Below are 13,767 nucleotides of genomic sequence, written 5' to 3'. Positions count from 1 at the left end.
CCGAAGGGAAGCCGGCACTCTGACAAAAGCTGGACGAGCGCTTCTGTTATCCAACCGTTAGTTTTGACGGATGGGTGCGGAGGCGTTCGCCGAGCCCGTCGTCATCGACCTCGGGACCGGTCACGGTGCCCTGGAGAGCTACGACCGGCCGTTGCGGTCCACTGTGCCGCGCTGGTTCACGCCGGTGCTGCTCGCCGTCCTGCTGCTGATCAGCTCGGCGGCGTCGGCGGCCCCGGCGCGGCCGCCGTTCACCGCGCTCCTGCGGATCCCGCTCGGTCCGGCCGACCCGTATCTGATCACCGCCACCGGGTGGCTGCTGACCCAGACCAACGGCCAGATCACCGCGTACGACCTGGGCAGTGGCACGCTGCGCTGGCAGGCCGGCCGGTCCACCCCGGTCTACCGGCTGCGCACCGGTGACGGACTGGTGCTGATGCAGCCGTGGACCGTCGCCGGCGCCGCGGACGGGACCACCGCGATCTCGATGGCCACCGGCGCCCGGGTGTGGGACAACCCGCGCAGCGTTATCACCATCGCCGGCAGCGACACGCTGCTCGCGGTGACCGGGACACGCAGCCTCTCCGGCACCAACCGCCGGGTGCAGGGCCTGATCGAGGTGCTCGACCCGGCGAACGGCGTCGGCCGCTGGCAGGTCCGGGTGCCGTCCACCGCCGTGGTGCTCGGCGTGCCCGGCCCGTCCGGCTCGGGTCCGCGGATGCTGATGGTCCGCGACGACCGCACCGCCCGCCTCTTCGACCTTGCCGACGGGCGGGAGCTGAACGTCAGGGAGTTGCCGGCCGCCAACTACGGCCCGGAGAACCCGGTGGTCGCCGGCGGGGTGGTGCTGCTGCGGCATCCCGGCCCGTCCGGCATGGAGGTCTCCGCGTACGACCCGGTCACCCTGCGTGAACTGTGGACCAAGGCCGCCGACGGCACGTTCGAGGTCCGCCCCTGCGGGCTGCTCGCCTGTCTGCTCGGGCAGGACGGCGTGCACGCGTTCGAGCCGGCGACCGGCGACAAACGCTGGGACCGGCCCGGCTGGCAGACCGTCACGGAGCGTGGCCCGGCACTGCTGGCCTACCCGGACACCGACATCAGCCGGCCGGTCGGCCTGGTGGACGGCGCGACCGGCCGGGTGCTGGTCGGCCTGCGCGGGTGGCTGCCGCTGCCCGGGGCAAACGGTGCCGGCGACCTGCTGGTCACCCGGGAGGTGCCGCCCGGCGCGCGTACCATGGTCGCCGTCGCCGACCGGGAGTCCGGCCGGCTGCGCCCGATCGCCCAGTTGCCCGCCGCCACCGGGGAGTGCGAGGCGGCGCCGGGGCGGCTGGTCTGCCGGTCGATGACCGGCGAGCTCGTGGTGTGGGCCTACGACGAGGCGGCGGGCGCGGGCTGACCTCGTACGGGAAAGGGTGCCGGGTGACGGTGATCGAGCTGGATCGCGACGCCTTCCTCGACCCGCCGCCGGCCTCGCGTCCCCCGATCTCCGCCTACCGTCGCACGGGTCTCGCGCTCGTCGTGGTCCTGCTCGCGGTGCTGGGTGGTGCCGCGCCCGCGGCCGGCATCCGCTGGCGTTACCTCGGTGCGATCACCTCTGCCCTGAGCGCGGACGCGCCGGTCGAGCTGGCCGGTGGCCAGGTGTTCACCGTCGACACGGGCGGGACGGAGCCGGCGGTCACCGCGTGGAGCCCGCGGACGCCGCCGGCCAAGCTGTGGACGACCCGGCTGCCGGGCACGCGGGGCGGCGTCGTCCCGGCCGCGTCGGTGACGATCCGGCAGGCCGGCGAGGTGACGCTGCTGACCGCCGGGGTCGCGACCACCGCTGTCGACACGGCCACCGGGCAGGTGCGCTGGTCCTCACCGATCGCGGTGACGGTGCTGCCGGGCAGCGGCATCGGGGTCGCCGTCGACCGGGTGTTCCGCCCCGGCACGGAGTATGACCAGGAGTCCGGCGCCCCGGGCCCGCTCTACTTCTCGGCCACCGGTGAGCCGCACACGGAGCCGCCGCTGCGCACCGACGTGCGCGGCCTGGACCTGAGCGACGGGCGGACCCGGTGGACGGTCGCGCCGGGCGGTTCGGTCACCGTCGATCAGGTGCGCGGCGACCGCCCGGCCGTGCTGATCACCTCGTCCCGCAAGCTCACCCTGGTCGGCGGCGACACCGGGAGGACGCTGCGGGAGGTGGAGCTGCCGCAGTTCGCCGGACGCGGGCCGGCCAGTGGCTCGCTGCTCGGCGACGTCGCGCTGATCAGCTATCAGAGCCCCGGCCGGCAGGTCGCCTTCGACGCCCGCACCTTGCGGCGGTTGTGGACGCGCACGGTGCCGGAGCTGGTCGCCGACCCGGCCGACTGCCAGGGCGTGCTCTGCGACGGCGAGCACGGTGACCTGCGGGTTCTCGACCCGGGCACGGGGGCGGCCCGGTGGCGGGTGCAGGAGGACGTCGATCTGGCGGTCCGCGCGGGGTACGTGCTGGAGACCGACGCGGCGTCCGGTGAGCCGGTGCGGCTGACCGATCCGCGCACCGGCGTGACCCGGGTCGACCTGACCGGCTGGACGCAGGACGTGGCCGGGGCGGCCGACGAGCCGCTGGTGCTGCGCCGCCGGGAGAAGGGCGGGCTGGCGTTCGCGGCGGTGGTCCCCGGTCACGCCGAGATCCACCGGCTCGGCGCGGCCGCCGCCGGGTTGGGGGAGTGCGACTCGGACGGCCGGTATCTGGTGTGCCGGTCGTCCGGAGGGCTACGCGTGTGGGCGTACCGCATCTAGTTTTGTCTTTGTGTCTGAGGCAATGATCGACCTCGGTGTGGTGCGCGACGAGCCGGTGGCGATCCCACCCCCGCCGCGGCGCGGGCTTCGTCCGCTGCTGGTCGTCGCGGCGGTCGTGCTGGCCGCGCTTCCCGGCGGGGCCGCGCCGCCTCCGGAGACGGCGCCGCCGGTGATCGTGCCGGCCGCGATCGACGGCCGGATGATGGTCCGGGAGGACAAGCTCTTCGTGGTCGATCCCGGGCGGCCGGTCGGCGGGCCGGGGAAGCGGCAGATGATCCGTGCCTACGCGCTGCCGGACGTGCGACCGCTCTTCGAGCAGGCGGTGACCGTCACCGGGGAGGTCGTCGACGTCCGGCCGGTCGCCGACGACCTGGTGCTCGTCGAGGAGCGTGGCTACACCGGCGCGGCGGCGAGAATCATCGCGGTCCGGCCGGGTGCCGCCGAGCCGCTCTGGAAGCAGGACGGCGTCCTGATCGGTGTCGCCCCCGGTGGTCCTGCGGTGTTCGGATCGGACGCCTACCTCGGCGACGACCTGGAGACGCCGGTCGAGTGGCGCGGCGTGGACCTGGCGACGGGGACGACCCGGTGGACCGTCCGGAAGGCGCGCGGCGAGCAGGCCGTCACTGACAGCTACAGCGGCGAGCCGCGGTGGCTGTTCGTGCTCGGGGCCGGGCGGCTGACCGCCTACGACACGCGGGACGGGCGCAAGGCGGCCGAGGTGGCGCAACCCGGGCTGCGGCCGGGCGCGTCGGCGCTGTGGCCGCTCGAGGGGCAACTCCTGGTCGGCAGCGACGCGACCGGCACGACGCTCTTCGACACCGCGAGCGGCCTGGTCCCGGTGGTGCACGCCGACCGTGACCTCGACGACTACGTGACCGGGTACGACTGCGGGGACCTGATCTGCGCGTACGCCACCGGTGGCGGCCTCACCGGGCTCGACCGGCGGACGCTGGCGCCGGTCTGGTCGGTGAAGGACGCGGCGTACTCGATGTGGGTCGACGGTTACGTGTTCGCCACCGACCCGACCGCCACCGGACCCCGGATCCGGCGCTCCGACCCGGTGACCGGCCGGGCCGCCGGTCAGCTCGACGGCTGGCAGCTCACCATCGGCGACGGCGAGACGTTCTACGTGCGGCGCCGGGAGGACGGCCGGGTCTGGTTCGGGGTGCTCGACCCGGGCCGTCTGCGGGTCCGTCCGCTCGTGGCGGCCGAGGGCGTCACCGACGAGTGCCTGATCGAGGACGATTCGCTGATCTGCCGCAAGATCGATGCCGGCGTCGGGGTTTGGCGGCTTCGGTAGCCTGCAGCTACGGCCGCCGGGGCCGGGCGGTGGTGGTACGGAGGTCTGCGATGCGCGTGCTGGTGGTGGAGGACGAGCGGACGATGGCCGACGCGATCGCCCGGGGGTTGCGTCGTCACGGGATGGCGGTCGACGTGGCGTACGACGGCCTCGAAGGTCATGAGATGGCCTACGTCACGCGGTACGACGTGGTGGTGCTCGACCGTGACCTGCCCGGCATGCACGGTGACGAGATCTGCGCCGCGCTGGTCGAGTCCGGCGCGCTCACCCGGGTCCTGATGCTGACCGCCAGCGCCTCGGTCGCCGACCGGGTCGAGGGCCTGCAACTGGGCGCCGACGACTACCTGCCGAAACCGTTCGCCTTCGACGAGCTGGTGGCCCGGGTCCAGGCGCTGGGCCGGCGCGCCACGCCGCCCGCCCCGCCCGTCTTCAGCGTCGGGAACCTGGTGCTCGACCCCGGCCGCCGCGCGGTGACCCGCGGCGAGTCGCCGGTGGACCTCACCAACAAGGAGTTCGGCGTCCTGGAGGTGCTGCTCAAGGCGAGCGGCGCGGTGGTGTCCAGCGAGGAGCTGCTGGAGCGGGTGTGGGACGCGAACACCGACCCGTTCACCACCACGGTCCGGGTGACCGTGATGACCCTGCGCAAGAAGCTGGGGGACCCGCCGCTCATCGAGACGGTCGTCGGCGCGGGCTACCGGGTCGTGACCAATTGACCGTCTACCAGGGCCAGCAACAGGCGCAGCGGCCGAGCTTGCTGCGCCGGCTGGCCCGGCCCACCCTGCGGCTGCGGCTCACCCTGCTGAACGGGATCCTGCTCGTCGCGGCCGGTGCGGTGCTGGTGGTGCTGGCCTGGCTGCTGGTCGACGAGTCGCTGCACCCGGCCGACGAGCTGCGGCCCGGCTCGACGGTGACACTCAACGACGGCAGTGTCCGGGAGGCGCGCGCCTGGCAGACCAGGACGATCGACGCGGCCTCCGACCAGCTGCTGATCAAGGGGCTGAGCGCGCTCGTGGCGATCGGCATCATCGGCGTCGCCGGAGGATACCTGGTGACCCGCCGGGCGCTGCGGCCGCTGCACACCGTCACGCAGACCGCGCAGCGGCTCGGCGAGGAGACGCTCGACCAGCGGATCCGCTATGCCGGGGCGGACGACGAGGTGGCCGAGCTGGCCCGGACGTTCGACGCGATGCTGGACCGGCTGGCCGAGGCGTTCGAGTCGCAGAAACGGTTCGTCGCGAACGCGTCGCACGAGCTGCGCACCCCGCTCGCCGTGATGCGCACCGAGATCGACGTGACGCTCAGCGACCCCGATGCCGACCTCGCGGAGTACCGGCGGATGGCGCGGGTCGTCCGGGACGCCTCGGCCCGGGCGAACGGGCTGGTCGACGCGCTGCTGGTGCTGGCCCGCTCGGAGGCGCAGTCCGGCCGGCGGCTGGTCCGCAAGGTGCCGGCCGACCTGGCGGTCAGCGCCGCCAACGCGCTGTCGGCGGTCAAGGACGAGGCCGAGCGGATGCGGCTGGAGATCACCACCGATCTCGCGGCGGCGCCCGTGGTCGGCGACCCGAGCCTGCTGGACCGGCTCGCCGGCAACCTCATCGAGAACGCGATCCGTTACAACCACCTGCTCGGGCGGCTGTGGCTGCGCACCGCGTCGGTGGACGGCCAGGCCCGGCTGATCGTGGGCAACACCGGTCACGAGGTGGAGCAGGCCGAGGTGCCGGGGCTGTTCGAGCCGTTCCGCCGGGGCGGCTGGGAACGGACCGGGTCGCGGGGCTCCGGGCTGGGGCTCTCCATCGTCCGGGCGGTGTGCGACGCGCACGGCGGCACGGTCTCGGCGATCGCGCTGGCCGACGGCGGGCTGGAGGTCACGGTCTCGCTGCCGGCCGCGGACACCACACCGGTGGTGGCCGCGACCGCCAGCGTCCCGCGGGCGATTACTTGACCTGCTCCATCTGGGCGCGCAGCTCGGGGAACTCCGCCTTCGCCTTGGCGGCCGAGGAGTAGTACCACACCAGCATGCCGACGCTGCCCTTGTCGGACCAGACGCAGACGGCCAGATCGATCCCGGACGTCTCACTGTTGCCGCACTTGGCCGAGCCGCCCAGCGAGCCGGCGTCGACCTCGGCCACATTGTCCACCGAGAGCCCGGTCAGGCTCATGTTGGTGAAGTTCTTGTCGAGCTCCAGCTTCGGGTTGGGGATCGGGGCGGCGACCGCGATCGCCATCACCATGTTCTTCTTCGCCGGGGCGCCGTAGAACGCGCCGAACGACTTGGTCGCGCCCGGGTAGGAGGTCAGCAGGCCGTCCTCCATCGTCTCGGTGACGGCGTTGAACTCCTTGGTGTCCAGCTTCGCCCGGCCGCCGAGCGTCACCGGCTCGACCACGGTGATGTCGGCGGCGGCCGGGGCCTGCGTGCTCTCCGTCCCGCCGCCGGCGGTCGGGGTCGCGTCCTTGTCGTCGCTGACCATGCCGATCACGGCCAGGCCGCCGATGCAGAGGACCAGGACGATGGCGATCGAGACCAGGACGATCGGCACCGTCCACTTCTTCTTCGGCGCGGCCGGGGGGATCGGCGGGAACTGCGGCTGCTGCGGGAAGACCGGCTGACCGTAGGCGGGCTGCCCGTACGGCTGCTGGGGCTGCTCGTAAGGCTGCCCGTACGGCTGCTGGGGGTAGGCGCCGGGTTGCTGCGGCGGGTAACCCGGCTGCTGCGGCGGGTAACCGGATTGCTGCGGCGGGTAACCGGGCTGCTGGCCGTACGCCGGTGGGAAGGGCTGGGTCGGGGGAAGCGCCGGGGCCGGATCGGGCCCGGGCACGTTCGGATTCGGCGCGCCGGAGAAGGGCGGGCCCGAGTACGGGTCTTGCGACATCGACGGACTCCAGGATCAGGGGTAACGCGCCGCAGCCTATCCGCGCGGTGTGACAAAAAGCGACGCCCCCACCAGCATGACAGGCGGGGGCGTCGGGTGAATCACGCTCAGGAGCGGCGTACGTTCGCCAGGCCCGGGGGCAGGAAGCGCTTTCCGGTGACCTGCTCGGCGACCCCGCTGCGGTCCAGGTACGGCGTGATGCCGCCGAGGTGGAACGGGTAACCCGCGCCGAGGATCATGCACAGGTCGATGTCCTGCGCCTCCGCGACCACACCCTCGTCGAGCATGATCCGGATCTCCTCGGCCAGCGCCGCGAGAGCCCTGGCCCGCACCTCGTCGCCGGTGAGCACGGTGTCACCGACCTCGAGCAGCTTGACCACCTCGGCGTTGATCTCGTCGTCGACCAGCAGCGGCAGGCCGGCGTCGACGATGCGCTTGAGGTTGGGGCTGTCCACGTACCGCTCGGGGAACGCGCGGTGCAGCGTCTCGCCCACGTGGTACGCCACGGCGGGGCCGACCAGCTGCAGCAGCGCGATCGGGCGCATCGGCAGGCCCATCGGGTCGAACGCCTCGTTCACCACGTCCAGCGGGGTGCCGGCGTCGATCGCCTTGAACACCTCGCTGGTGAAGCGGGTCAGCACCCGGTTGACCACGAACGCCGGGGCGTCCTTGACCAGGACCGAGGACTTCTTCAGCTCCTTGCCGACCGCGAACGCGGTGGCCAGCGTGGCGTCGTCGGTCTTCTCCCCGCGGATGATCTCCAGCAGCGGCAGGACGGCGACCGGGTTGAAGAAGTGGAAGCCGACCACCCGCTCGGGGTGCTGCAGCTCGGCCGCCATCTCGGTGATCGACAGCGAGCTGGTGTTGGTGGCGAGGATCGCCTCCGGCTTGACGATCGTCTCGAACTCGGCCCAGATCTTCTTCTTGAGGTCGAGGTTCTCGAAGACCGCCTCGATCACGAAGTCGGCGTCGGCGAAGACCGACTTGTCGACCGAGCCGCTGATCAGGCCGCGCAGCTTGGCCGCGGTGCCCTCGTCCAGGCGGCGCTTGCCGACCAGCTTGTCGATCTCGCCGGTCACATAGGCGACGCCCTTGTCGACCCGCTCCTGGTCCAGGTCGGTCAGCACGACCGGGACCTGCAGGCGGCGCAGGAAGAGCAGGGCCAGCTGGGAGGCCATCAGACCGGCGCCGACGATGCCGACCTTGGTGACCTTGCGCGCGAGGGACTTGTCCGGCACGCCGACCGGGCGCTTGGCGCGACGCTGGACCAGGTCGAACGCGTACAGGCTGGCCCGGGCCTCGTCACCCATGATCAGGTCGGCGAGTGCCTCGGTCTCGGCCGCGGTGCCGTCGGAGAAGGACGCCTCCTTGGCCAGGGCCAGCAGCTCCAGCGCCTTGTTGGCCGACGGGACCGCGCCGTGCAGCTTCTCGTCCAGCTGGTTCTTGGCGAACCAGAGCACGCCGTCCCACATGTCGCGGTCAATCTCCGGCCGCTCCACCGTGACGTCACCCTTGACCACGCCGGCCGCCCAGGCCAGCGAGTCCTCCAGGAAGTCGGCCGCCTCGAACAGCGCGTCGGCGACGCCCAGCTCCTTGGCCTGCTTCGGGCGAAGGGTCTTCTGGGTCAGCGGGTTCTGCAGGATCACCTGGGCCGCGCCGGGGATGCCGATCAGGTTCGGCAGCAGCTGGGAGCCGCCCCAGCCGGGGATCAGGCCGATCGCGACCTCGGGCAGGCCGAGCGCGGCCGCGCCGGTGGAGACCGTGCGGTAGTGGCAGTGCAGGGCGACCTCGAGGCCGCCGCCGAGGGCAGCGCCGTTCACGAACGCGAAGGTCGGGATGGTGCTGTTCTTGAGGCGGGCGAAGACCCGGTGGCCCAGCTCGCCGAGCTCGACCGCCTGCTCCCGGGAGGAGAGCAGCGGCATGCCGGTGATGTCGGCGCCGACGCAGAAGATGTAGGGCTTGCCGGTGATCGCGATGAACGCCGGGTCCGCCTCGGTGGCCGCGGTGATCGCGTCGTCCAGCGACTTGAGCCCGGCCGGGCCGAAGCTGTTCGGCTTCTTGTGGTCGAAGCCGTTGTCCAGCGTGATCAGGGCGACCGGCTTGTCCAGCCCGGGCACCCGGACCGAGCGCAGCAGGGCCTTGGTGACGACCTCGTTCGGGTTCTCGATCACTTCGCGAAGCCTTCCCAGTTCGGGTTCTCCCAGATCACGGTGCCACCCATGCCGATACCGATGCACATGGCGTTGATGCCGTACCGCACCTCGGGGTGCTCCGCGAAGTGCCGGGCGAGCTGCGTCATGAGGCGCACGCCGGAGGACGCGAGGGGGTGGCCGATGGCGATCGCGCCGCCCCACGGGTTGACCCGCGGGTCGTCGTCGGCGATGCCGTAGTGGTCCAGCAGGGCCAGGACCTGGACCGCGAAGGCCTCGTTCAGCTCGAACAGGCCGATGTCGTCGATCGTCAGGCCGGCCTTCTTCAGCGCCTTCTCGGTCGACGGGATCGGGCCGTAACCCATGATCTCCGGCTCGACGCCGGCGTAGGCGAACGACACCAGCCGCATCGCGACCGGCAGGCCCAGCTCACGGGCGGTCGCCTCGTCGGCGATCAGGGCCGCGGTGGCGCCGTCGTTCAGGCCGGCCGCGTTGCCCGCGGTGACCCGGCCGTGCGGGCGGAACGGGGTCTTCAGCGTGGCGAGCTTCTCCATCGAGGTCTCGCGCGGCGCCTCGTCGGCGGTGGCCAGACCCCAGCCCAGCTCGGCGCTGCGGATCGCGACCGGCACCAGGTCCGGCTGGAGCTTGCCGTCGGCATACGCCTTCGCCGTCTTCAGCTGCGAGTTCAGCCCGAAACGGTCGGTGCGCTCCTTGGTGATGTGCGGGAGCCGGTCGTGCAGGTTCTCCGCGGTCGCGCCCATCACCAGGGCGGACGGGTCGACCAGCTTCTCGGTGAGGATCCGCGGGTTCGGGTCGGCGCCCTCGCCCATCGGGTGCCGGCCCATGTGCTCGACACCACCGGCGATCGCCAGGTCGTAGGCCCCCATCGCGATGCCGCCGGCGACGTTGGTCACCGCGGTCATGGCGCCGGCGCACATCCGGTCCACGGCGTAGCCGGGCACCGTCTTCGGCAGCCCGGCCAGCAGGGCCGCGGTCCGGCCGATGGTCAGGCCCTGGTCGCCGGTCTGGGTGGTGGCCGCGATCGCGACCTCGTCCACCCGATCCGTCGGGAGCTGCGGGTTGCGCTTGATCAGCTCTCGGATGCAGCGGATCACCAGGTCGTCGGCGCGGGTCTCGGCATACATGCCGCCCGCCTTGCCGAACGGGGTGCGGACGCCGTCGACGAAGACGACCTCGCGTACTTCACGGGGCACAGCAAGCCTCCTTGCGGGCGTGAACCCAAATGTGTGAAGAATGCTACTCGCCGGTAACTAGCGGGTGCCAGGCCCTCGCCGAAATGTCACAGCGCGGTTTCGTCTCCGCTCGGAAGATCAAGGTCAGAGGCCTTTTGTCCCACGTCCGCCGGGATACAGACCGTCGCTCCCGCGGGGACCCTCCCGATCCGAGCAGGGCGCGGGGCGCCCAGAACGCTCGGACCGGCAGGGCGACGTCCGTGGGTGGTCGCGGTCAGACCGCAAAGGCCCGTCCGGACGCGGCGGCGGCCGGACTGCCGGCCGCCGCGGTCAGTCGGCGAGCGGCGCGGGCAGCACCGCCTGTCGCCCCGGTCAGTCCGCGAGCGGCGGGGGCAGCACCGCCGCGAGCTGGCTCGCGATCAGGCCGACCTGCCAGTTGCGGGCTCCGAAGCCGCGCAGCGTGTCACTCACCGTCTGCGCCGAGATGTCGTCCGGCGGGGACCAGGCCAGCCTGCGGATGTAATCCGGGCTGATCAGGTTCTCCGGGGGCAGGCGGTGCGTGTCCGCGGTGCCGACCACGACCGCCCGGCACCGGGCCAGCCGGGCCGCGGCCACCGGGTCACGCTCGGCCCAGCGATGCGGCGGGGGCGGCCCCTCCACCGGCTGGTTCACCGGCAGCGCGTCGTCCGGCAGGGCCCGCGCCTGATCCAGCGCGTCCAGCCAGATCTTCGCGAGGCGGCGCACCGAACGGCCGCCGAACCCGGGGATGGCGAGCAGCGTGCGCTCGTCCTTCGGGTCCGCCTCGGCCGCGGCCACGATCGCCGAGTCGGGCAGCACCCGGCCGGGCGCCGAGTCCCGGCGGGCCGCGACGCTGTCCCGCGCGTACCACAACGCGCGCACCCGGGCTTGGGCCCGCGCGCCGCGCACCCGGTGGATGCCGGACGTGCGCCGCCACGGGTCGGCGCGGACCCGGGGCGGCCGGTCGGCGCCCGCCACCAGCGCGGCGAACTCCTCCGCCGCCCAGGCCGCCTTGCCCTGCCGGTCCAGCTCGGCCGCCAGCAGGTCGCGCAGGTCGGTGAGCAGCTCGACGTCCAGCGCCGCGTACGTCAACCAGGAGTCCGGCAGCGGCCGCGTCGACCAGTCCGCCGCGGAGTGGTGCTTCTCCAGCGAGAAGCCGAGCAGGCTCTCGGTGAGCGCGGCCAGGCCGACCCGTTCATACCCGGCCAGGCGCGCGGCCAGCTCGGTGTCGAACAGCCGGCGCGGCCGCATCCCGAGCTCGGCCAGGCACGGCAGGTCCTGGCTGGCGGCGTGCAGCACCCACTCGGTGTCGGCCAGTGCCGTGTCCAGGGTGCGCAGGTCGTCCAGCGGGAGCGGGTCGATCATCACCGTGCCGGCGCCGGCCCGGCGCAGCTGCACCAGGTAGGCGCGCTGGGTGTACCGGTAGCCGGAGGCGCGCTCGGCGTCCACGGCGACCGGCCCGGTGCCCGCGGCCATCCGGGCCACGACCTCGGCCAGCTCGGTGGCGCTCTCCACCGGAGCGGGGGTGCCGTCGCGGGGCGCTGTCAGGGGAACAGCCTCGGAACCGCCAGAACTCGGGTCGGGCGGCACGTCGTGCGGTCCGTCCCCTGCTGGCTCTGGCGTGTCCCGACGGCGCAGGGGTGTTTCGTCGGTCACTCCGTAACCGTACGGGGGTCACACCCTTGCCGTGCGCAGCCGGGTCCCGGCGCGCCGATTTCTCGATCGACTTCCGGTCAAGTTCTCATATCTCACGCACAGCTTCCGGGTTCAACCATTGCGCGTTCCGGTCCGTATACCCGGGTGCCACGCCGAGACACCGGGAGGCCGTGCGGATGACCGCCACCTACGAGCCCTTCACTCCAGCCGGCTCACCAGAGCCGCGCCGGGAGCGTTACGCCGCGCGGCAGGACGAGCGCTACGACGACCGTTACGAGGACCGTTACGGGGATCGGCGCCGCGGCGACCGGCGTGACGAGGGCTACGGCCGGGCCGAGGACCCGTGGGCGGCGCCGGAGCAGCCGCGTTCCTGGGAGCAGCCGGCTCCGGCCTGGCAGGAGCCGCAACCGGCCCCGGCCTGGCAGGATCCGCAGCCGGCGCAGGCGTGGCAGGATCCGCAGCCGGCGCCGCGCTGGTCCGACCAGTCGCAGGTAGCCTGGGCCGCCGCCCCGGCCTACGCCGCGCCGGCCTACGAGAGCCCCGCTCCGCAGCCCGCCCGGCGGACGTCCGGGCTCTCCGGCCGTACCAAGCCGATCGTCTTCGGACTCGTCGCGGTGCTTCTCGCCGTCGTCGGTTGGCAGGCCTACCGCATCGAGTCGGTGCTCAGCGCCAACAACGCCCTGACCACGGCCCAGACGGATCGCAACGCCGAACTGGAGAAGGCGCTCACCAACGTCTTCAACCCGGAGGCCATCTCGACCGCGGCGCTGCCCAGCGTCTTCCGGGTCCGGGCCGGCGACTTCACCGGGACCGCCTTCTCGGTCGGGACCAAGGCCACGAACGGCACCGCGAACCTGTTCACGAACTTCCACGTCGTCGAATCCGTCTTCAAGGCCGGCAACAAGGCGGTCACGCTCGAGCGCGGCACCACGAAGATCAACGCGACGATCGTCAAGGTCGACCAGGACAAGGATCTCGCGCTGCTCGTCGCCAAGAAGACGATCAAGCCGCTCGCGGTCTTCACCGGCACTGTCAAACCCGGTCAGCCGGTCGTCGTCGTGGGCGCGCCGCTCGGCCTCGACGACACCGTCACCCAGGGCGTGATCAGCGCATACCGGGAGGACGACACGGACGGCCCGACGATCCAGTTCGACGCGCCGATCAACCCGGGCAACTCCGGCGGCCCGGTCGTCAACGCGAGCAAGCAGGTGGTCGCGCTCGCCACCGCCAAGGCCCGTGACGCGGAGGGCATCGGCCTCGGCATCGACATCAAGACCGCCTGCGACACGTTCGACGTCTGTTAAGAGCCTTTGCGCGTACGTCGTCAAGACGCCCGCCCACCCCCGAGCCCCGTGCGAATCCCGCGCGGGGCTCGCCCGTCCGACCCCTCTCGCGCCTCACCGGTTCCACCCCGCACCCGCGCGCCTCGCCCACTCCAGCCCGTAACCGCGCGCGTGGCTCGCTGCGCGAGGTCGCCGCTGGTCACGGTCCGGCCGCGGCTCGCGCTGTCCGGCTGGTGCTCATGGGCGTTATGAGGGACGAATAACGCCCATGAGCACCAGCCGGGACCTGGGGCGCGGCAGCGGCCTCGACCCGGGATCGGCTCGCGGGCTGCTCCCGTGTGGCGGTCGGATGCGGCGCGAGGACCGGCCTGAGTGGCTGTGCGGTTGGTGCGGGGCCCTGCCCGCGCGGATGGTCGCCGGGCGGGCCGGCACCGGGACGAGGTCGCGGCCCTGGACCGGGGACCGGACCGGTGCGGTGGGGTGCGGGGCCCGGTCGTACTGCGGCAAGGGAAGCGGAGGAGAACAGCGATGGCCGGC

Annotated in this window: 10 protein-coding genes; 6 read left to right on the top strand and 4 right to left on the bottom strand. The window is 72.7% G+C overall.

The features are described from left to right. Nucleotides 1-70: 70 nt before the first annotated feature. Genes Acy02nite_RS26070 through Acy02nite_RS26050 form a run of 5 tightly spaced genes read left to right on the top strand, consistent with a single transcriptional unit; the run spans nucleotide 71 to nucleotide 6,002 of the window. Entirely contained in the window at nucleotides 71-1,393 is a 1,323-nt protein-coding gene (locus Acy02nite_RS26070) for an outer membrane protein assembly factor BamB family protein (RefSeq protein WP_203745042.1), read from the top strand. Nucleotides 1,394-1,416: 23 nt separating this feature from the next. Next, a complete protein-coding gene (locus Acy02nite_RS26065; protein WP_203745040.1) occupies nucleotides 1,417-2,760 on the top strand; it encodes an outer membrane protein assembly factor BamB family protein in 1,344 nt (447 codons plus the stop codon). A gap of 10 nt (nucleotides 2,761-2,770) precedes the next feature. Beyond that, on the top strand, nucleotides 2,771-4,060 hold the full coding sequence (locus Acy02nite_RS26060; RefSeq protein ID WP_203745038.1) for a hypothetical protein: 1,290 nt from the start codon (nucleotides 2,771-2,773) through the stop codon (nucleotides 4,058-4,060). A gap of 50 nt (nucleotides 4,061-4,110) precedes the next feature. Next, the gene (locus tag Acy02nite_RS26055) at nucleotides 4,111-4,773 is read left to right on the top strand and encodes a response regulator transcription factor (protein WP_203745037.1); all 663 of its coding nucleotides are present in this window, start codon (nucleotides 4,111-4,113) and stop codon (nucleotides 4,771-4,773) included. After that, nucleotides 4,770-6,002 carry a sensor histidine kinase gene (locus Acy02nite_RS26050; protein WP_203745036.1) on the top strand — a complete coding sequence of 411 codons (1,233 nt, stop codon included), beginning with the start codon at nucleotides 4,770-4,772 and terminating at the stop codon, nucleotides 6,000-6,002. Before Acy02nite_RS26055 ends, Acy02nite_RS26050 begins: the two co-directional genes overlap by 4 nt. Here the strand turns inward: Acy02nite_RS26050 and Acy02nite_RS26045 are convergent. The 4 genes from Acy02nite_RS26045 to Acy02nite_RS26030 all read right to left on the bottom strand — a co-directional run bounded on the left by Acy02nite_RS26045 (nucleotide 5,995) and on the right by Acy02nite_RS26030 (nucleotide 11,947). Beyond that, on the bottom strand, nucleotides 5,995-6,930 hold the full coding sequence (locus tag Acy02nite_RS26045; RefSeq protein WP_203745035.1) for a hypothetical protein: 936 nt from the start codon (nucleotides 6,928-6,930) through the stop codon (nucleotides 5,995-5,997). The two genes, Acy02nite_RS26050 and Acy02nite_RS26045, sit on opposite strands and share 8 nt — an antisense overlap. A gap of 107 nt (nucleotides 6,931-7,037) precedes the next feature. Continuing rightward, nucleotides 7,038-9,101 (bottom strand): 3-hydroxyacyl-CoA dehydrogenase NAD-binding domain-containing protein, encoded by a 2,064-nt coding sequence (locus Acy02nite_RS26040; RefSeq protein WP_203745034.1) that lies wholly within the window; start codon nucleotides 9,099-9,101, stop codon nucleotides 7,038-7,040. Next, complete coding sequence (locus tag Acy02nite_RS26035) at nucleotides 9,098-10,294, bottom strand: thiolase family protein (protein ID WP_203745033.1); 1,197 nt, start codon at nucleotides 10,292-10,294, stop codon at nucleotides 9,098-9,100. The genes Acy02nite_RS26040 and Acy02nite_RS26035 overlap by 4 nt, the downstream gene beginning before the upstream one ends. Before the next feature lie 351 nt (nucleotides 10,295-10,645). Beyond that, the gene (locus Acy02nite_RS26030) at nucleotides 10,646-11,947 is read right to left on the bottom strand and encodes an HRDC domain-containing protein (protein ID WP_438820868.1); all 1,302 of its coding nucleotides are present in this window, start codon (nucleotides 11,945-11,947) and stop codon (nucleotides 10,646-10,648) included. A 176-nt stretch (nucleotides 11,948-12,123) separates the two neighbouring features. On the opposite strand from Acy02nite_RS26030, the gene Acy02nite_RS26025 reads away from it, so the two are divergent. Further along, nucleotides 12,124-13,251 carry a S1C family serine protease gene (locus Acy02nite_RS26025; protein WP_203745031.1) on the top strand — a complete coding sequence of 376 codons (1,128 nt, stop codon included), beginning with the start codon at nucleotides 12,124-12,126 and terminating at the stop codon, nucleotides 13,249-13,251. Nucleotides 13,252-13,767 lie beyond the last annotated feature (516 nt).

Origin of the sequence: Actinoplanes cyaneus (genome assembly GCF_016862095.1) — a bacterium.
Lineage (GTDB): Bacteria > Actinomycetota > Actinomycetes > Mycobacteriales > Micromonosporaceae > Actinoplanes > Actinoplanes cyaneus.
This window is presented reverse-complemented; position numbering and strand designations above follow the sequence as displayed.

What these genes read in the sequence shown, in the direction of transcription:
- Acy02nite_RS26070 (WP_203745042.1), top strand. Translation starts at nt 71, where the DNA reads ATGGGTGCGGAGGCGTTCGCCGAGCCCGTCGTCATCGACCTCGGGACC.
- Acy02nite_RS26055 (WP_203745037.1), top strand. Translation starts at nt 4,111, where the DNA reads ATGCGCGTGCTGGTGGTGGAGGACGAGCGGACGATGGCCGACGCGATC.
- Acy02nite_RS26045 (WP_203745035.1), bottom strand. Translation starts at nt 6,930, where the DNA reads ATGTCGCAAGACCCGTACTCGGGCCCGCCCTTCTCCGGCGCGCCGAAT.
- Acy02nite_RS26025 (WP_203745031.1), top strand. Translation starts at nt 12,124, where the DNA reads ATGACCGCCACCTACGAGCCCTTCACTCCAGCCGGCTCACCAGAGCCG.